This is a genomic window from Skermanella sp. TT6 (assembly GCF_016653635.2).
In the GTDB taxonomy this organism is placed as follows: Bacteria; Pseudomonadota; Alphaproteobacteria; order Azospirillales; family Azospirillaceae; genus Skermanella; species Skermanella cutis.
Genome location: NZ_CP067420.1, coordinates 4,669,698 through 4,688,083 on the forward strand (window position 1 = coordinate 4,669,698; position 18,386 = coordinate 4,688,083).

The following is an 18,386-nucleotide window of genomic DNA, read 5'->3' on the forward strand; positions in this document are numbered from 1 at the left end:
GTCCGTGCCGGACGCGGTCCGGCGGTCGACCGACGACGGATTTGATGACGGAGCTGCCGGCACGATGTCCATAGCCCGCGGGGGATCCATGACCCTCGATGGCGCCGCCGCCACAGAAATGCCGGCCGACATCCGCGTGGTCGTGGCGGAGGACGACCGCGGCACCCGCCTCGTCCTGCGGGGACTGCTGCGGTCGCTCGGCGTCCGGGACTTCGCGGAATGCGCCAACGGGGCGGAGGCGTTCGTGCAGATCCAGCGCTCCGCTCCCGACATCCTGATTTCCGACTGGGAGATGCCGGAGGTGTCGGGCATCGCCCTGACCCGGCTGGTGCGCAACCATCCCGACAGCCCCAACCCGCTGATGCCGGTGATCATGCTGACCAGTCACAGCAACCACCAGCTGGTCGAGCGGGCGCGCGACGCCGGGGTCACGGCCTTCCTGGCGAAGCCGGTGTCGCGCAAGGCGCTTGCCGCCCGGCTGGAGGCGGCTGTCCACCGGTCGCGCTGCTACGTGCTGACCCGGCGCTTCTTCGGTCCCGACCGCCGCCGCACCCAGGCCGGCACCGACGGGGCGGCGAAATCCCCCGCGGCCGGCAAGGCGCCCGAGGGACGGGGCCAGCCGCCCAGCGCCGACCTGGACTCGGCGGGGGACGCCTTCCTGATCGACCCGGCGCCGCTGGCAGCGGCGGCCGGCATGCCGCCGGGGCTGGTGCGGCCGTCGCCGCTGTCCCGGACCCTGTTCACCCGCATGCGCGCCAAGCGGATCGACCTGGTGGCGGCAGACCGGAGCCGGCTGGAGATCGTCCGGGACGGCCTGCTGAAGAGCGGCGACCCGGGGCGCCTGGCCGCCGTCCTGATCGACACCATGGACCAGATCCGCCAGAGCGTCGGGCTGAGCCATCCGCTCGTCCAGCGGGTCTGGTCGTCGCTGGCGGCGATCCGTGACCGGATCGATCCGGCGGATTCCCGCTCCCTCGACATCCTGCACCTGCATGCCCACACGATCGAGCGCCTGCTGGACCTGGCCGGCCAGCCGGACCGCCGCCTCGCGGAAACGACGGTGGCCGAGCTGGAAGCGGCGGTCGCCAAGCTGTTCCCGCCGCTGCGGGCATGAAGGCGCGGGAACGGGTCAGGCGGTGCGGCGCCGGTCGATCCCGCCGGGATGACGGACCTGGAAGCGGTGATAGACCTCCATCGTCGGAGCGCAGCTTGCGGCGTCGCCCCGGCGCATCGCGCGGACCAGATTGTCGCGCATCATCTGCCGGATCGCCGGCGGCCCCCAGGGGCGGTCCAGCAGGGAATGGCCTTTGGCCAGGGCGACCACGAACCCCAGCCGCTCGTGGCGGGAGATCTCCTCGATCTCTTCGGGTAACAGGTCGCTGAATGCGATACAGTCGTTGAGCGTCAGCACTGGTGCCTCCCATGGATCGGCGGGAGAGGCGATTGGTCGGCGGCAACTGATGCCGGTTACGGTCAACCGCAGGCGGTCCCGTGTTGCTATTTCCCAGAGATCGGGCGGCTCCATGTTCTTGGTTCATTTGTCCGGCCCTGCTGGCCGACGCCGTCCTACCCCTTAAGTAGGCGCCCGAACGTCCATGTTTTCCATATCGGGCTCATGGCCGCGTCAACTTGTCGCAGAGTCGCCCTCATGATCGATGCGAGGGCCGACAGCGACCGCTTCGTGGTGCAGCGGGCCTCGGGCGGGAAATGGGAGACGGTGACGGTCCACGGCAGCCAGGCCGAGGGGTCGGCGGCGTTCGCCGCGGCGGTCAGGGCGGCGCCCCGGTCGTTCCTGCGGCTGATCCGCCTGCGCGCCGATCCCGACGCGCGCGGCGAGGTGTACGACTGGACCCTGGTCAGCCTGCACGATCCCCGCCGCCACGCGCCGCCGCCCGTCCGGAAGGCCCGGCCCGCGAAGTCCCGACCCTCGAAGTCCGGGCGCCCGGAGCGGGTCCGCGCGCCCGTCAGGCTCTATGTCCTGCTGTTCCTCGCCGGGGCGGCGCTCGTCCTGCTGTGGCTGCTGGCCGGCGGGCGGCCCCGGTGAGCGTTGTCGGAAGCGCCCGGCCCTATTTCTTCACCAGCGGGCATTGGCTCTGGGCCAGCGGCAGATAGGCTTCTTCGCCGGGGATGGTCCGCACGATCTCGTAATAGTCCCACGGCTTCTTGCTGTCCGACGGAGCCTTGACCCGCGCCAGGTACATGTCGTGGACCATCCGGCCGTCCTCGCGGACATCCCCGTTGCGGGCGAACATGTCCTTGATCGGCAGTTCCTTCATCTTGGCCGCGACCACCTTGCCCTCGTCGGTGCCGGCCGCGTCGATCGCCTTGAGATAATGCATCACCGAGGAATAGACGCCCGCCTGGACCATGTTGGGCATGCGGTTCATGCGTTCGAAGTAGCGCTGCGACCAGGCCCGCGCCTCGTCGTCCATGTCCCAGTAGAAGCCCGTCGTCAGCACGAGGCCCTGGGCCGTCTCCAGCCCGAGGGAATGGACGTCGCTGAGCACCAGCAGCAGGCCGGCCAGCTGCTGCCCGCCCTGGACGATGCCGAACTCCGCCGCCTGCTTGATCGACGTGGTGGTGTCGGTGCCGGCGTTGGCGAGTCCCACCACCTGCGCGCCCGAGCCCTGCGCCTGGAGCAGGAAGGAGGAGAAATCGGCCGTGTTCAGCGGGTGCCGGACGGCACCCAGCACCTCGCCGCCGGCCGCCTTGACGACCTCCCCGACATCCTTCTCCAGCGCGTAGCCGAAGGCGTAGTCGGCGGTCAGGAAGTACCAGGTCTTGCCGCCCTCCTGGACCACCGCCTTGCCGGTGCCGTTGGCCAGCGCAACGGTGTCGTAGGCCCAGTGGAAGCCGGTCGGCGAGCAGGCGTCGCCGGTCAGGCGCGAGGTCGCCGCTCCCGAGGTCAGCGTGACCCGGCCGGTCTGCTTGCCGATCTCCTGGACCGCCAGCGCCACCGACGAGGTGGTCAGGTCGGCGATGGCGTCGACATTCTCGCGGTCGAACCACTGGCGCGCGATGTTGGAGCCGATGTCGGGCTTGTTCTGGTGGTCGGCGGACAGGACCTCGATCGGCTTGCCCAGCACCTTGCCGCCGAAATCCTCGACCGCCATCTGGGCCGCGATCACCGAGCCGCGCCCGCCGAAATCGGCGTAGAGGCCGGACTGGTCGTTCAGCACGCCGATCCTGACCGTGTCGCCCGAGACCTGCGCGCAGGCCTGCCCGGCGGACAGCGCCAGCGCGCCCGTCGCCAGCGCCCCGGCAAGCACCCTGGACAGGGTCTTGTTCGTTGACTTCATTTGGTTTCCTCCCGTCTTCAACTCCGCTCCTTGAAGACCGGGGAGGCCCTGGTGTCAACTGATCCTTGGGAGAAACCATCAGTAATGCGGATTGTCGGTGATGCGGACGGCCCGCCGGAGCGGCTCTTCCGCCGCGGCGAGCGCCCCGTCGATGCGCTCCGCCAGGGCGGAAGCCGTCGCCGCGTCGCCCGCGTGGCAGACGTCGAGCAGGTGGTGGGCGATCGCCTGCACGGTGACCGCGCCGACATTGCTCGACGATCCCTTGAGGGTATGCGCCTCCTTTCCCGCGGCGGCGAGGTCACCCCTCGCCAGTGCCGCCCGGATGCCGGACGCGGCCTCCCGCCCCGCTTCCAGGAACAGGTCGATCAGGTCGGCGACCGTGTCCCAGCCCATCGCGTCGGCCAAGTCGGCCAGGCGTTCCGCATCCACCAGATCGTCCGGGGCGGGCGCGGCGTCCGGCGCGCGACCGGGTTCGGAAGCGGGGGCGGCGCGCGCCGCCCAGCGCTCCAGCTTCTCGTTGACCAGCTTGCGATTCATCGGCTTGGTCACGAAATCGACCATGCCGCAGGCGCGCCACTCCTCCCCCTGGAGCAGGTCGGCATCCGCGGTCATGGCGATCACCGGGGCGGAGCCCGCCGGCGGCGGGAGGGCGCGGATCGCGCGGGTCGCGGCGAAACCGTCCATCTCCGGCATCTGGATGTCCATCAGGATCGCGTGGTAGGGCCGGCGCGACGCCGCCTCCACGGCCTCCCGCCCGTTGACCGCCACGTCGATGCGCCGTCCCTCCTCCTTCAGCAGGCCGGCCAGGATGCGCCGGCTGATCGGGTCGTCCTCGACCACCAGGATCGCGGTTTCGGGGCCGGCGGCGGTCACGGCGGGAGCCTGAACCGGACCCTGGGCCGGGAGCGGCGCGGGGGAAGGCTTCGCGCCTCCGCCGCGCCGGTGCCCCCAGTAGCCGATGGCGTTGGCCAGCTTGCGCCGGTCCACCGGCTTGGGCAGGTAGTCGTCCATGCCGGCCGCCAGGCATTTCTGGGGGTCGCCCTCCATCGCGTTGGCGGTCATGGCGATGATCGGCACCTCGGCCCGGCCGCCCTTCAGCCTGCGGATCGCCGCCGTCGCCTCGTACCCGTCCATTTCCGGCATCTGGACGTCCATCAGGACCAGATCATAGGGCAGGTTGCAGATCGCCTCGACCGCCTCGCGGCCGTTGGCGGCGATGTCGACCCGGTGCCCCAGCCGGGTGATCAGACCGGTCGCGACCTGCTGGTTCACCTGGTTGTCCTCCGCCACCAGGATGCGCAGCCGCCGGGCCGGCGCCGCCGTTTCGGCCGGGGCCGCCGCCGGGTCGGGCCCGTCCGGCGCGGCGCCGCCCAGCAGCTCGGCGAGCCGGGTCAGCAGGGTGGCGTGGCGCAGCGGCTTGTGCAGCAGTCCGTCCACCACGACGCCGACCAGCTCGTCCTTCAGGCTGCCGACTCCCGACGAGGAGCACAGGATGACCTTGAGGTCGCGCAACCTGGGATCGGCGCGCAGGATCGCCAGCAGGTCGATGCCGGACATCTCCGGCATGTTGTGGTCGAGCAGGACGGCGTCGAGCGGCTGGCCGGCGCGGCTGGCCTGGCGCAGGATCATCAGCCCGTCGGCGGCCGAGACGGCGGTGCGGGTGTCCACGCCCCAGGGAGCCAGCTGGCGCGCCATGACGTCCCGGTTGACCGCGGTGTCGTCCACGATCAGCACCCGCCGGCCGGCCAGCACCGACCAGTCGGCCTGCCGGGCGGCGGGAACCAGCCCGGTGCGCGGCAGCGGCAGCTCGAACCAGAAGGTGGAACCCCGGCCGACGGTGCTTTCCACGCCGATCGTGCCGCCCATCAGGTCGACCAGCCGCTTCGAGATCACCAGCCCCAGCCCGGTGCCGCCGTAGCGCCGTGACGTGGTCGAATCGACCTGCGAGAAATGGCGGAACAGGCGCCCCATGGCCTCCGGCGGAATGCCGATGCCGGTGTCGTCCACCACGAAGCGCACCCCGGCGACCTCGCCGGCACCGTGGTCGCCGGATTCGGGGCCGGGTCCCGCGAGGTCGATGACCTGGAGCGAGACGACCCCCTTCTCGGTGAACTTGACCGCGTTGCCGACCAGGTTCAGCAGGATCTGGCGCAGCCGGCCGGGATCGCCGCGCACCAGCCTGTGCAGCCGGGGCGGCACGAAGCTGACGATCTCGATGCCCTTGGACAGGGCCCGCGGGGCCAGCAGCTCGACCACCGCCTCCGCCTCGTCCAGGATGGAGAACTCGGCCTCCTCCAGTTCCAGGTGGCCGGCCTCGATCTTGGAGAAATCCAGGATGTCGTTGATGATGGCGAGCAGCGCCTCGCCGCTCTCGCGGATGGTTTCCGCGTAGTAGCGCTGGTCGCCGGTCAGGGCGGTGTCCAGCAGCAGGCCGGTCATGCCGATCACCCCGTTCATCGGGGTCCGGATCTCGTGGCTCATGGCGGCCAGGAACTCCGACTTGGCATGGTCGGCGGCTTCCGCCCTGTCCTTGGCCTCGACCAGCTCGCGCGCGATGCGGCGGCGCTCGGTCACGTCCACGTAGATGCCGACGGTGCCGCCGTCGGGCGTGCGCCGCTCGGTGCTCTCGATCGAGACGCCGTTGGCGAAGTGATGCAGGAACGGCATGCCGTCGGCCCGGCGATGGGCGCGCGACCGGCTTTCCAGCCATTCGGCGGTCCGCTCCGGGGGAAGGCCGGCATAGTGGCCGCTGGCCGCCGCGGCTTCCAGCGCCTCGGCGAAGGGCAGCCCGGGCCGCAGCCGGTCGGCGATCGTCCCGAACATCCTTCGATATTCCTGGTTGCACAGCACCAGCCGGTCGTCGGCATCGTACAGCACCAGCCCTTCCGAGATGCTCGCGATGGCGGCAGCCAGCTTGGCCTCGGCCTCGGTCACCCGCTGCTCCGCCTCGACCGAGGCGGTGATGTCGGTCGCGGTGCCGCGGTATCCGGCGAAGTCGCCGCCGTCGTCGAACAGCGGAGTGCCGCTGATGCTGATCGTCCGGGGCGTGCCGCCGGCGTCGCGGAACGTGCCGGTCAGCCCGCGGAACGCCCGGCGCGCCTCCAGGTCGGCGAGCCGGCCCGCATCCACCGCCATCAGCTCTCCCAGGGTGCGGCCGACCGACAGTCCGGCGTCGGGACCCAGCACCGCCTCGAAGTTGCCGAGGAAACGGGTGAAACGCAGGTCGGCGCCCATTTCCCAGAACCAGTCCGAGGCCGAGGCGGCGAAATGGCGGAAGCTGCGTTCGCTCTCCCGGATCTCGCGCTCGGCCTCCTTGCGGAGCGTGATGTCCCGGATCACGCCGATGAACTTGCGGCCTTCCGCCAGCTTGATCTCGGCCACCGCCAGCTCGATCGGGAAGATCTCGCCGGACCGCCGCCTGGCCACCGCCTCCCGCTGGCGGCCGATGATCCGCGCCCTGCCGGTCTCGCGGTAGGCCGCGATCTGGCCGTCGTGGGGGGCGGCGTCGGCCGGCGCCATCAGCAGGGACAGGTTCCGGCCTCGCAGCTCGTGCTCGGCGTAGCCGAACATGGTCTCGATCGCCCGGTTGACGCTCTCGATCGCGCCCCGGTCGTCGGCGGTGACGATGCCCTCCCCGACATTGTCCAGGATGGTGCGGGCGACCGCCTCCCCCTCCGCGCGGATTCGGCGGTTGACGGCCTCCAGCTCCTCCTCCATCAGGCGGGTGCTGCGCTCGATCCGGGCACGCTCCTGGTCCGCCTCCGTATAGGCGGCATCGACCATTTCCAGAAGGGCCGCCATGTCGGGCTGCCCGTCGGGCCGCCCGCGTGCCGCCCGCCTGAGCTGGCGCTCCAGCAGCCGGTGCAGGCTCATCTTTCGCCGATGGTGGTGATCGTCATGGTCTGGTTGTGCAGCTCGCAGGCGCCGGTGCGGGCGTGGGGCGAGATCTCGCCATAGGAGTAGAAGCCGAGGGTGCGCGCCCCTCCGCCCAGGATCTCCGCGGCGCTCTCCACCTCCTCCGCGACCCGCTGGCCGAGCACCAGCTTGCGGCCGATGCAGGACACCAGGATCGCCAGATGGGTCCCCTGGGGTGCTGCGGCCATGCCGGCGGCCTCGCCGGCGCCGTCGATCAGCTTCTCGAAGCTGGCCCGCATCAGCTGGGCGACGCTGCCCTCGGGCACGTCGCCCGCGAAGACCATGGCGTTCGTCGCGTCGTCGGTCCCGACCACGGTGCGGACCACCTCGCCGCCGTCGGGCCTGACGATGCGCAGCGGGAACAGCAGCGCCGAACCGGGAAGCTCCGGCACCAGGTCGCCGAGATAGCGCTTGTAGAGGTCGAGCGCCGGCTGGTTGTCCAGGGTGTGGAGCACGTTCCCGGCGGAGCCGGTGATCCGGCGTTCCGGCCCGAAGGGCTGCCAGCCGCCGTAGCTGCCGTGGCCGACCGTGACGGCGTCGCCGTACAGGCCGATGGCGGCGACCCGCCCGGGGCGCGGCTGGTCCCCCGCGCCGACATGGGTCACCTTGAAGTCCGCGCCGTCGCCGGCAAGGCCGCCGGTGATCGTGACGTCGGCGCCCAGGATCTCCTGCAGCCCGCGGATCAGGTCGCTGCCGTTGATCCGCGTGCCGTCGGACAGGATGAACAGGGCGCGCAGGCCGTCGCCGGGCAGTTCGGCGGCGAGGCGCCGGCCGACGGCGCGCGACTCGTCGTCCCCTATCTCCACCTTGGCGATCCGCACCGGAGTGGTGTCGAACGAGACCGCGGAGGCGACGAGGGAACCATCGAACACCTCCTCCCCGATGATCTCGCCGCCGGTCGAGCATCCGACCAGGGGGGCTCCGGGAAACCGTGCCTGGAGCTCGGCGAGCCGGGCCGCCAGGTCGGGGACGCCGGGTCCGAAGAAGTAGAGGACGAAGTCCGCCCGGGACAGGTCGTCGGAAGGCCGCATGTCCTCCCACCCCTGCCCCGGCGTCCAGGCAAGCTGACTGACGCGCATATCCCGCAACTCCGATGAGCGGCCGCGGGCATGGACGCCGACGGCGGTGATCGACGGCCACAAGGATTACCCGCATGCGGAGAGTTTATCCACCTCTCCTTTACCCAGCGGGATATGCCGCTCCGGAACGCACGATCCTCAGCCACCCCGCCCGGCCCGGAGCGCCTGCGGCGGAGATCCGGCCGGAGCGGGCAGCTCCGCCGCCAGGGGCGGCTGGCCGTCGTTCCGGATATGGATGGTCCGCTGCGGGAACGGGATCTCGATGCCCAGCTCGTCGAACCGGCGCTTCATGCGGCGGTTGAACTCGCGCCCGACCGTCCATTGCTGGATCGGCCGCGTCTTGATCCGGGCCTTGATGATGACGGCATTGTCGCGGAAGGCGTCCACGCCCAGGATCTCGATCGGCTCCAGGATCAGCCGGCCGAACTGCGGCGTCGCCTGCAGCTCCGCGCCCAGGTCCTTGATCACCCCGATCACCCGGTCCGTGTCCTCGCCGTAGCCGATGCCGATGTCCATGACGTAGTAGGAGAAGTCCTTGGTCAGGTTCAGCACCGAGTTGACCTGGCTGAACGGGATCGAGTGGACGCCGCCGGCCTGGTCGCGCAGCTTGATCGTGCGGATCGTGATCGCCTCGACAAGGCCGCTGTGCCCGCCGCCCACGTCCACCACGTCGCCGACCGAGATGGTGTCCTCGAATAGGATGAACAGGCCGGTGATGACGTCCTTGACCAGCGTCTGGGAACCGAAGCCGATCGCCAGGCCGATGACGCCGGCACCGGCCAGCAGCGGCGCGATGTTGACGCCGATCTCCGACAGGGCGACCAGGGCGACCACGGTGATCAGGACCACCATGACGGCGTTGCGGAGCAGCGGCAGCAGGGTTCGGACCCGGGCGCTGCGTTCGATCCGGGTGCCGTAGCGGTCGGTTCCGGTCAGGTAGTGCTCGATCAGGTTGCTGGTGACCTCCCAGGTGATCGCGGCGAGGATCAGGACGACCCCGATCGAGACGACGGCCGAGCTGATGCGCTGCCCGATCGGCGACTCCAGCCAGGCGAAGCTGTCGACGCCCCAGGCGTTGAGCAGGGCCAGCAGGGCGAAGAACCAGACCACCGCCTTGATCACCCGCTGGAGGATCGGCAGGTACCGGTTCGCGCGCTCCTCCAGGTGCGGGAACTGCAGCTTGACCTCGGGCGAGATCGAGAAGCCGCGGCGGATCAGGGCGTCGATCAGGTTCACGACGATGCGCGCCGCGATCAGCACCAGGATCGACAGGCCGGTGGCACGCAGCATGAACTCGAACCCGTCCTGGACGCTGAGCGCCCAGATCCCGTAGATCACCACCAGGTACAGGATCGCCAGGATGTGCCAGACGTCGGCCAGCCGGCGCCGGGCCGCACGGAAGGCCCCGCTGCGGTTGCCGGCCGCGATCTCCTGGGCCTCCACGGTGCCGTTGCTCCCGCCGCCCAGCGGGCGGCCGCGCAGCCATTCGGCCACGTCGCGGCGGTTCTGCAGGATCAGGATCACCAGCATGCCGGTGATCACCAGCCCGACCAGCTTCAGCAGCGCCTCGTAGGAGCCGCTGGGCAGGCCCAGCATATAGGCCGCCTCCGAGATGAAATAGCCGTACACCCCGGTGTAGGCGAGGCGCCGGGCCCAGATATAGCCGTAATGGGCCGATTCGTCGCCGATGGGGAGCATCCGCAGGTTCGGCGCGGTCGGTGCCAGCACGCCGCGGGTCAGCGCCAGGATCAGCTGGATCAGGATGGTCGCGTTGATCACGATCAGGGCGACCAGCCGCACCACCAGCGGCGGGTCGGTGACGGAGAGGGTGCCGTAGCCGGCGACGGCGAAGACGCCGATCGGCACCAGCTCGATGACGGTGCGCAGGATCACCAGCGGCAGGCGGGCCAGGATCCGCTCGTTCCGCCGGCTCTCGATCGACTGCCGCGCGCGGCGGAGCAGGCGCGACATGGCGGCGCCGGCCAGGAACCCGACGCCGACCGCCAGCACGAGCTGGAGCCCGACCTGGATCCAGCGGTCGCGGCGCATCTCGTCGGTCGCCTGCCCCTGGAGCCACTCCACCGTGTCCGGCAGGTCGGCGAAGACGGCCCCGATGGCGATCATCTGCCGGCTGAGGCGCCCGACCCGCTCCGACATGAATTCGAGCACCCGCGAGCTGGGCGGCTCGATCTCCTGCCGTTCGGTCTGCCGCTGCGCCTGCAGCAGGGTGCGGAGCTGGGCGGTCAGCCGCTCGCGGGCGGCGGGATCCTCCAGTGTGGCCAGCAGATCCTGGATCTGCCTGGCGGGATCTTCCGGCTCGGCGGCGGGCGCCGCGGGGGCGGCCCCCGGCAGGGCCGCGGAGGGAACCTGGGCGGAGGCGGGCGTGCCGCACAGCAGCAGGGCCAGCAGGGGCAGGACCGTCAGAAGGCCGAGCACCGACCGGCCGAAGATACGGTCGATCATCATCCGTTCGCTTGATCCATGATTTCGGGAAACCGCGACGTTAGCGCGGGCGGCCACGGCAAGCCACCCGGCAGGGTGTATCCTTGTCGAGCCAAAAACCCGCCAGGGCCGATTTCGTTGCGATGATGGCGAAATCGGATGGGGTATGCCGACGCCGAGGCGAGTTCAGTCGGTGGCCGGCCGGAAACCGATATGGCGGGCTTGGATCGCCCGGATCGAGCCGTCGTCGCGCATCGAGGCCAGCGCCTCGTTGAAGCGCTCGACCAGACCGGCGGCGCCCGGCCGGCTGCGGGCGATCGCGAGGCGGAACTCGGCCTGCTCGATCGGGAACTCGAGGAAGGCGGACCGGGCGGCGCCGCTTTCCTGGGCGGCCAGCAGGAGAGGCTCGGCGAAGGTCACCAGGACGACCCTGCCCTGTCCCCGGAGCACCAGGGTCAGGGCTGCGGCGCTGCTCGCGACGTCCTCGATATGGACCCCGGCGGCGACGAGGCTGCCCTGCACCGGGTCGCCGTGGATGGTAATGACCCGCAGCCGCGGCCGCTCCGCGCCGCCTCCCGGTTCCGGACCGTCGGCCAAACCGCCGGACTGGCGGATGGCGATCGCCCGGAAGCTGTCGAGCGGCGGGCCGGAATAGCCGGTCCCGACGAAGGCGCTGACCGATGCCTCCAGCAGGCTGTCGGACAGCACGAAGTCCGCCGAACCGCCGCCGGAGCCGCCGCGGACGACGGTGGCGAAAGCCCGCCCGTTGCGCACGGTGTGTTCGGCGCGGGCGGCCGGCATGTAGGCGTATCTCGGGGTTCGGCCGTCCCGCCGGAAGGCCTCGGACAGCACCTCGGTGACGATCCCCTGCGGGTGGTCGGGAGCCGCCCCTTCGAGGATGAAGGGAGGGAGCGGCGCCAGCACGATGTTGACCAGGTCCAGCGCCGCTGCCGGCAGCGGCACGGCGGGGAGGCACGACAGGAGCATGAGACGCAGTATCCGGAACGCCCGTGCGATCATCTGCCCCTCGGGTTGACGGCCTGGAGGCATATTCAATCCCAAGCACCGAAGCTTGGCAACGCCGCCCGCCCGGCATGCGCCGGGCTGCGGCATCACGCGGCAGGCGGGCGCAATGTCAGATATATGAGGCCGGACGAGACGGCGTCGGCCAGCGGGCCGGGGGTTCCGCGCTCCGGCAGGTCGAGGTGGCGCAGGATCGCGTCGAACCGGAGATCCGGCTCCGGGCGGCCGGCGGTGGGCCGGTGATGGTCGTAATAGAGGCTCGACACCTCGATCATCGGGTTGGGGACCTGGACCCCGATGCGCGGCTTGACCAGCCGGTCGATCAGCGCCACCGCGAAGGTCAGGTAGTATCCCACCAGCGGCCGCGCCCCGACGAATCGCAGCAGGTCGAGCGCCGCCCGCTCCTGGTCCCGGGAGGCGGCGTCCGGCGCCGACGGGCCGGTCCTCAGATGGAGCCGGCGGCTGGCCAGAAGCCGGTTGCCGCGGATCGGGATCGCCACGACCTCCAGCAGATCGGCATTCTCCGCGTCGAACGAGCTGGCTCCCACGGCCAGGGCGACCGACTCGCCGCTGCCGTCCTCGTCGAACAGGAAGGCGTAGGCGGGGTCGGTCAGGTAACGGCGGTTGAGCGACTTGCGCAGGTCCGACAGCATGATCAGAACATCTTCAGATGGAAATGATAGGTGATGAATTCCTTGAAGCGCTTGACGATCGACAGCGAGTCCTTCAACAGGTCCCGCTCCAGGCGGTTCAGCTGGTCCGGCCGGATGAAATTGTCGGTCTGGGTGCCGATATCGCCGGCCGCCAGCCGCAGCTTGAGGCGCAGCTCCAGCATCGCCAGCAGGGCCTCGGTCAGCTCGGTCGCCATGGTCGCGTCGAACACGCCCAGATCCTGGAGCGCCCGGATCCGGTCGATCGTGTTGCGCTCCTGCAGGCGCTTCTCCAGCGCCAGGCTGCGCACGCCGTGGACCAGCGGGAAGATCCCGCCCTTCTTGATGTCGAGCTCTTCCCCCTTGAGATGGGAGAACAGGCCGATCGGCGTGTCGAAGCTGAGGGTCGGCCGCGCGAAATGGGAAAAGAACATGTCGTTGGCGGACAGCGTCTCGATCAGGTAGTCGCGCGCCTGGTCGAGCAGCGTGGCGTCGCCGGCCACCGGCGCCGCGTCGTAGAAGATCGCCAGGTTGAGCTGGGCCGCCTCGTCGGGATGGTAGACCCAGCCATGGATCGCCGCCCGGTACCCGGCCAGCGGCCGGGTCCATTCCGGCGTGTTGACCATGATGCCGCCGGGGCACTGGGGATAGCCGAACTCGATCAGCGAGCGGGAGAATTCCGCCGTGATCGACTCCAGGTCCGGACAGGCGTAGCCGTCGCGCAGGATCAGGCCGTTGTCCTGGTCGGTCTTCAGGATCTGCTCGCCGCGCCCCTCGCTGCCCATCACGATCAGGCAGGAGTTGGCCAGCAGGTCGGGCGGGGCCAGGAGCTCGAACAGCTTGGCGAAGATCCGGCGGTTGAGCGCCGTGACCATCTCGGCGATGAACCGGATCTTGACGCCGTTGCCGTGCAGGGCCTGGATCAGCGTCGGGATCTCGGCCGAGGCGGCCCGAAGGTCCGCCAGGTCGGAGGCCCGCTCGACCCGGATCGCCACGATGTGGGAGTTGTTGGACAGGAAGCCCAGCAGGTCGACCTGCTCCAGGATGCCGACGATCGCCTCCCCCTCGGTCACCACGACGCGGCGGATGCCGTGCTTGGTCATCACCACCAGGGCATTGAACAGGAAATCGTCGATGTCGAGCGAGATCATCGAATAGCTGGCGAGCGGCCCGACCGGCGAGGTCACGGGCGCCCCGTCCAGGATAACCGCGTCGCGCAGGTCGCGGTCGCTCAGGATGCCGACGCGTCCCGGCGCGCCGTCGGCGCCCGGCTCCCCCCTGACCAGCAGCGAGGTCGATCGGGTCGCCTTCATGGCCGCGACGGCGTCGCGGGCGCTGCAGTCGGCGCCCACATAGGCGGCGGGATGGATATAGGCCTGCCGGATGCGGGCCATCATGAACGAGGTCATCTCGCGGTTGGCTTGGCGCACGGCCAGGTCGCGCAGCCGGTCGATCATCTCCTGGTGGAACCAGACCCCGAACCGGGGATTGGTCCGGGTCAGGTCGAGGAAGCTCTCCTGCGGCAGGAGCTGGCAGACGGTGTCCTCGCGCGCGACGAAGGTGCCGGCGCCGGGCGATCCCAGCAGCGCCTTGACGTCGAAGCTCTCGCCCGGACCGTAGGCGGCCAGCACCTCGGTCCCGCTCAGCTCCTGCACCAGGCCCTTGAGCACGATGTGCAGGTGGCCGGACGCCTCCTCCCCGCGCAGGACGGTGGCGCCCTTGGGCCAGACGGCGATGTCCGAGGCCGCCATGACCTGGTCCCGCTCCGCGGGCGTCAGGCGGTCGAACGGCGCGATCGTGAAACTGAAGGCTTCGAACACGTCGGAGCACCTTCGGCGTTGGAGGTCGGGGAAACCGGAGCCCAAGAAAAACGCCCCAAGGTTGGCAGCCTTGGGGCGTCTTGGCGAGAGCCATAGTCGCGGGGGAGCGCTCCCCCGCGACACCATGGCGCATCCTGCCGGGGCGCTGGGCGCCGGCACTCAGTGGGACGAAGCACCCTCGGCGCCCAGACCGGTCTGGGAGCGGATGTACTGCGCCTCGTAGGCGGCGGCCTCGTCGGCGGCGTTCTGGCTCTTGTCGATGATCGAGAAGAACCAGGTTCCGACGAAGGCCAGGGTGACCGAGAAGATCGCGGGGTTGTCGTAGCCGAAGGGCGCGCTGCCCTTGGCGTTGCCCAGGACGCTTTCCCAGACGGTCGGCCCGAGGATCACCATCACGGTGGCGCTGATCAGGCCCAGGAAGCCGCCGACCAGGGCGCCCTGGGTCGTCAGCTTGCTCCAGAACATCGACATGACGATGATCGGGAAGTTGGCCGAGGCGGCGATGGCGAAGGCGAGGCCCACCATGAAGGCGATGTTCTGCTGCTCGAAGGCGATGCCGAGCACCATGGCGAGGATGCCGAGGACCACGGTCGAGATCTTCGACACCCGGATCTCCTGCACCTCGTTGACCCGGCCGCGGCGGAACACCGAGGCGTAGAGGTCGTGCGACACGGCGGACGCGCCCGCCAGGGTCAGGCCCGACACCACCGCCAGGATGGTGGCGAAGGCGACGGCCGAGATGAAGCCGAGGAACAGGTCGCCGCCGACCGCCTTGGACAGGTGGATCGCCGCCATGTTGGTGCCGCCGATCATGTCCTTCAGCTTGTCGTAGGAGATGCCGTCGGCGCCCAGCTTGAAGTAGTTCGGGTCCTTCATCAGCAGGACGACGGCGCCGAAGCCGATGATGAAGGTCAGGATGTAGAAGTAGCCGATGAAGCCGGTGGCGTAGAAGACCGACTTGCGGGCCTCCTTGGCGTCGGCGACGGTGAAGAAGCGCATCAGGATGTGCGGCAATCCTGCGGTGCCGAACATCAGCGCGATGCCCAGCGAGATCGCCGACACCGGGTCCTTGACCAGGGTGCCCGGCTCCATGATCGCGATTCCCTTGGGGTGGACGTCCACCGCGGCCTGGAACAGCGCGCCGAAGTTGAAGTTATAGTTGACCAGCACCATCAGCGCCATGAAGGAGGCGCCGGACAGCAGCAGGACGGCCTTGATGATCTGCACCCAGGTGGTGGCGAGCATGCCGCCGAAGGTGACGTACATGATCATCAGGACGCCGACCAGGATGACGGCGTAATTGTACTGGAGCCCGAACAGGAGCTGGATGAGCTTGCCGGCGCCGACCATCTGGGCGATCAGGTAGAGCGCCACGACGACCAGGGAGCCGGAGGCCGCGAGGGTGCGGATGGGGGTCTGCCGCAGGCGGTAGGAGGCGACGTCGGCGAAGGTGTACTTGCCGAGGTTGCGCAGCTGCTCCGCGATCAGGAACAGGATGATCGGCCAGCCGACCAGGAAGCCGATCGAGTAGATCAGCCCGTCGAAGCCCGAGGTGTAGACCAGCGCCGAGATGCCCAGGAACGAGGCGGCAGACATGTAGTCGCCGGCGATCGCCAGGCCGTTCTGGAAACCGGTGATGCCGCCGCCGGCGGCGTAGAAGTCCTTGGCCGACTTGGTCTTGGACGCGGCCCAGTAGGTGATCCCCAGCGTTCCCGCCACGAAGGCCAGGAACATGACGATGGCGGTCCAGTTGGTCGCCGACTTCTGGACGGCGCCGCTGATCGCGTCGGCGGCGAACGCCGGGTCCGGAATGGCCAGGGCGGCCGCGGCGACGGTCGATGCCGCCGCGAATGCTGCGATGACGCGCTTCATTATTTCAGGTCCTCGATGATCTGCCGGTTCAGTTCGTCGAACTCGGAGTTGGCGCGACGGACATAGATACCGGTCAGGACGAAGGCCGAGACGATGATCAGCGCGCCGAGCGGAATGCCGATGGTGATGACGCCGAAGACGGGCGTGCCCAGGGCCTTGGGAGCGAAGGCCACCAGGAGGATGAAGCCGTAGTAGATTACCAGCATCACGATCGACAGGAGCCAACCATAAGCTGCACGCTTCCGGGTCAGCTCTTCGAATTTGGGGTTGTTCCTTATTTTTGTTGTTAATTCTCGCTGCATCCGGGGTCCCCTCGAATTGTCCGAGCACCATGTCAGAAATGAAGCTCTGCTTTTAGTCGCGGGATCGTACCGGAAGCTTCGCGTAATGGGACTGATCTGGATCAATTGTTAAACGCTGCGATGCGGTAGCCGCGATGCGGCGGCCTCGGCGGGACCCGCGCGCCGGGGGCAGGCCCGCCCCGCCCGCGATTTCCTTCGGTGGCCGCTCCCTCGCCGTGATCATCTCCGCGCCGATGTGTTTATCCCCGCGAAGGTCATGGCCATGCGGTCCAGGCGTGAGACCGCGAAGAAAGGACTTCCGATGACTGCAGGCCCTTGGACCTATGATTCCGCCAATGGTCAGATGCCCGGGTCTCGAAACGCAAAGAGTTTTCCTCTCGGGCGACATATCCCAAGCGCCGTCGGTCACGACAAGTCCCGCGGGATGTTCACTCCCTATGGCTTCATGCAGGATGGGGACGATTATGGGTACCAACGAATTCTTCGTAACGACACGGATCGGCAAATGGTACGTGGACAACGGAACCGAAAGTCACGGTCCCTATCTCAGCCAGCACGACGCGACCGCCGACGCGATCGACGCGGCGGAGCAGGTCTCGGGCCGCAAGAAACCGGCGGCCGTCCTGTTGAAGCTGCCGGGTTCCAAGGCGTCGCCGGTCTGGACCTCGCGGCGCGGCCGCGAAGGCGTGACGATCGAGCCCGCGGTGGAGGCGGAGGTCCAGGAGATCCTTTGAGGCGGCCGGCCTCGGTGCCGGGCGCTCCCCTTGCCGCTTGCCTTCCTGCCGGCGTTCGGAGCTGAGCATGTCCCGCTCTCCCAGGAAGGAAGCGCATTCACGGCATCCGGAGGAGGCACCCGAGGCGATGCGCCGCCTGATCGACGACCTGCGGCGCGATCTGGCGATCTCGGGAATCGAGCGCGAGCAGTTGCAGCTGGAAGCCGAGGAACTGCGCGAGCAGACTACCCTGTACGCCCAGGTTTGCGCCACCCTGGAGGCGCGGCTCGACGCCGTGACCGGACAGCTGCGCCGGACCGAGCGGACGCTCGTGGAAGTGCGGCAGCGGGTCGATGACGAGAGGATTTTCCGGCGTTCGCTGGAGCGGCAGCTGCTGGCCAGCCGGGTCGAGGCCGACACGGCCGAGGAGGAATTCCGCGTGGCGCTGGAGGAACTCGACCAGTCGTCGCGGGAGCTGGCGGAAAGCAACGCCCGGCTGCGCGACCTGAACGAGACGCTGGAACGGCAGGTCGACCGGCGCACCGCAGCCCTGAAGGCGGCGCTCGCCGACCGCGACGCCCTGATCCACGAGATCCACCACCAGACCCGCAACAACCTCCAGGTCATCTCCAGCCTGCTCAACCTGCAGGCATCCCGGCTGGAGGAGCCGAGCGCCCGCGAGGTGCGGAAGAGCTTCGGGCGTATCCAGACCATGAGCCTGGTCCACGGCCTCGTGTTCGACGACAGCAGCACCGCCGACATGCCGATCGGGCCGCTCATCGCGACGGTGTGCGACAGGATGGCGGCGGAGCTGGAGCCCTCGCCCGGCATAGCGGTGCAGGTGACCGGCGGCACCGGGCTGGTTCCGCTGAAGGTCGCTGGGCAGCTTGCCCTGATCGTCGCCGAACTGGTCGCCAACGCGCTGACCCACGCCTACCCGCCCGGCGACGCCGGGAGCGGCCCGAACGGCACCGTCGAGATCACCGTCACCGGGGAGCCCCGGGTGAGTATCATCCGCGTCCGCGACGACGGGATCGGCCTGGACGAAAGCCGCACCGCGTCGCGCCGCGGCCTGGGCCTGCTGCTGGTCCGGACCCTGGCGCGGCAGGTCGGCGCCCGGATACGCTTCGCGTCCGCCGCGACGCCGGACGCATCGCCCCGGCCGCTGCGCGGCACGGAGGTCGAGATCCGGCTGCCGCGGATCGATTGATGCCGGACGGAACGATGCTAGACTGGAGCCGGACGCCTCCCCGCCCCCGGACCCGCAGGAG

At 69.5% G+C, this 18,386-nt stretch carries 14 protein-coding genes; 4 read left to right on the top strand and 10 right to left on the bottom strand.

Annotated elements, in window-relative coordinates:
• Positions 1–64 precede the first annotated feature (64 nt).
• Positions 65–1,114: a response regulator gene (locus IGS68_RS21850; RefSeq protein WP_201073829.1), complete on the top strand. Its 1,050-nt coding sequence runs from the start codon at positions 65–67 to the stop codon at positions 1,112–1,114.
• 15 nt (positions 1,115–1,129) lie between these two features.
• On the opposite strand, the gene IGS68_RS21855 is transcribed toward IGS68_RS21850, so the two are convergent.
• The gene (locus IGS68_RS21855) at positions 1,130–1,411 is read right to left on the bottom strand and encodes a hypothetical protein (RefSeq protein ID WP_201073831.1); all 282 of its coding nucleotides are present in this window, start codon (positions 1,409–1,411) and stop codon (positions 1,130–1,132) included.
• A gap of 237 nt (positions 1,412–1,648) precedes the next feature.
• Here IGS68_RS21855 and IGS68_RS21860 point away from each other — a divergent pair, with 237 nt between their 5' ends.
• On the top strand, positions 1,649–2,044 hold the full coding sequence (locus IGS68_RS21860; protein ID WP_201073833.1) for a hypothetical protein: 396 nt from the start codon (positions 1,649–1,651) through the stop codon (positions 2,042–2,044).
• A 22-nt stretch (positions 2,045–2,066) separates the two neighbouring features.
• On the opposite strand, the gene IGS68_RS21865 is transcribed toward IGS68_RS21860, so the two are convergent.
• The 9 genes from IGS68_RS21865 to IGS68_RS21905 all read right to left on the bottom strand — a co-directional run bounded on the left by IGS68_RS21865 (position 2,067) and on the right by IGS68_RS21905 (position 16,402).
• On the bottom strand, positions 2,067–3,299 hold the full coding sequence (locus IGS68_RS21865; RefSeq protein ID WP_201073835.1) for an ABC transporter substrate-binding protein: 1,233 nt from the start codon (positions 3,297–3,299) through the stop codon (positions 2,067–2,069).
• Between the two features lie 78 nt (positions 3,300–3,377).
• A complete protein-coding gene (locus IGS68_RS21870) occupies positions 3,378–7,172 on the bottom strand; it encodes a response regulator (protein ID WP_201073836.1) in 3,795 nt (1,264 codons plus the stop codon).
• On the bottom strand, positions 7,169–8,293 hold the full coding sequence (locus IGS68_RS21875) for an FIST signal transduction protein (RefSeq protein WP_201073838.1): 1,125 nt from the start codon (positions 8,291–8,293) through the stop codon (positions 7,169–7,171). Before IGS68_RS21875 ends, IGS68_RS21870 begins: the two co-directional genes overlap by 4 nt.
• A gap of 138 nt (positions 8,294–8,431) precedes the next feature.
• A complete protein-coding gene (locus IGS68_RS21880) occupies positions 8,432–10,759 on the bottom strand; it encodes a mechanosensitive ion channel domain-containing protein (protein WP_247881018.1) in 2,328 nt (775 codons plus the stop codon).
• Between the two features lie 162 nt (positions 10,760–10,921).
• Entirely contained in the window at positions 10,922–11,722 is an 801-nt protein-coding gene (locus IGS68_RS21885; RefSeq protein ID WP_201073840.1) for a substrate-binding periplasmic protein, read from the bottom strand.
• 125 nt (positions 11,723–11,847) lie between these two features.
• Positions 11,848–12,411 carry a 3'-5' exonuclease family protein gene (locus IGS68_RS21890; protein WP_201073843.1) on the bottom strand — a complete coding sequence of 188 codons (564 nt, stop codon included), beginning with the start codon at positions 12,409–12,411 and terminating at the stop codon, positions 11,848–11,850.
• Positions 12,412–12,413: 2 nt separating this feature from the next.
• On the bottom strand, positions 12,414–14,228 hold the full coding sequence (locus IGS68_RS21895; protein WP_247881019.1) for a putative nucleotidyltransferase substrate binding domain-containing protein: 1,815 nt from the start codon (positions 14,226–14,228) through the stop codon (positions 12,414–12,416).
• Between the two features lie 159 nt (positions 14,229–14,387).
• A complete protein-coding gene (locus IGS68_RS21900; RefSeq protein WP_201073847.1) occupies positions 14,388–16,100 on the bottom strand; it encodes a cation acetate symporter in 1,713 nt (570 codons plus the stop codon).
• Positions 16,100–16,402: a DUF485 domain-containing protein gene (locus IGS68_RS21905; RefSeq protein ID WP_201073849.1), complete on the bottom strand. Its 303-nt coding sequence runs from the start codon at positions 16,400–16,402 to the stop codon at positions 16,100–16,102. The genes IGS68_RS21900 and IGS68_RS21905 overlap by 1 nt, the downstream gene beginning before the upstream one ends.
• Positions 16,403–16,866: 464 nt before the next feature.
• Between IGS68_RS21905 and IGS68_RS21910 the strand changes: the two genes are divergently transcribed.
• Entirely contained in the window at positions 16,867–17,136 is a 270-nt protein-coding gene (locus IGS68_RS21910; protein ID WP_201073851.1) for a hypothetical protein, read from the top strand.
• A gap of 67 nt (positions 17,137–17,203) precedes the next feature.
• Positions 17,204–18,325, top strand: coding sequence for a sensor histidine kinase (locus tag IGS68_RS21915; protein ID WP_201073853.1), 1,122 nt, complete (start codon positions 17,204–17,206; stop codon positions 18,323–18,325).
• The last annotated feature ends 61 nt before the right edge of the window (positions 18,326–18,386 follow it).

Coding starts and splice junctions, on each gene's coding strand:
- IGS68_RS21850 (WP_201073829.1), top strand. CDS start 65: ATGTCCATAGCCCGCGGGGGATCCATGACCCTCGATGGCGCCGCCGCC.
- IGS68_RS21860 (WP_201073833.1), top strand. CDS start 1,649: ATGATCGATGCGAGGGCCGACAGCGACCGCTTCGTGGTGCAGCGGGCC.
- IGS68_RS21865 (WP_201073835.1), bottom strand. CDS start 3,299: ATGAAGTCAACGAACAAGACCCTGTCCAGGGTGCTTGCCGGGGCGCTG.
- IGS68_RS21870 (WP_201073836.1), bottom strand. CDS start 7,172: ATGAGCCTGCACCGGCTGCTGGAGCGCCAGCTCAGGCGGGCGGCACGC.
- IGS68_RS21875 (WP_201073838.1), bottom strand. CDS start 8,293: ATGCGCGTCAGTCAGCTTGCCTGGACGCCGGGGCAGGGGTGGGAGGAC.
- IGS68_RS21880 (WP_247881018.1), bottom strand. CDS start 10,759: ATGATGATCGACCGTATCTTCGGCCGGTCGGTGCTCGGCCTTCTGACG.
- IGS68_RS21885 (WP_201073840.1), bottom strand. CDS start 11,722: ATGCTCCTGTCGTGCCTCCCCGCCGTGCCGCTGCCGGCAGCGGCGCTG.
- IGS68_RS21890 (WP_201073843.1), bottom strand. CDS start 12,411: ATGCTGTCGGACCTGCGCAAGTCGCTCAACCGCCGTTACCTGACCGAC.
- IGS68_RS21900 (WP_201073847.1), bottom strand. CDS start 16,100: ATGAAGCGCGTCATCGCAGCATTCGCGGCGGCATCGACCGTCGCCGCG.
- IGS68_RS21905 (WP_201073849.1), bottom strand. CDS start 16,402: ATGCAGCGAGAATTAACAACAAAAATAAGGAACAACCCCAAATTCGAA.
- IGS68_RS21910 (WP_201073851.1), top strand. CDS start 16,867: ATGGGTACCAACGAATTCTTCGTAACGACACGGATCGGCAAATGGTAC.
- IGS68_RS21915 (WP_201073853.1), top strand. CDS start 17,204: ATGTCCCGCTCTCCCAGGAAGGAAGCGCATTCACGGCATCCGGAGGAG.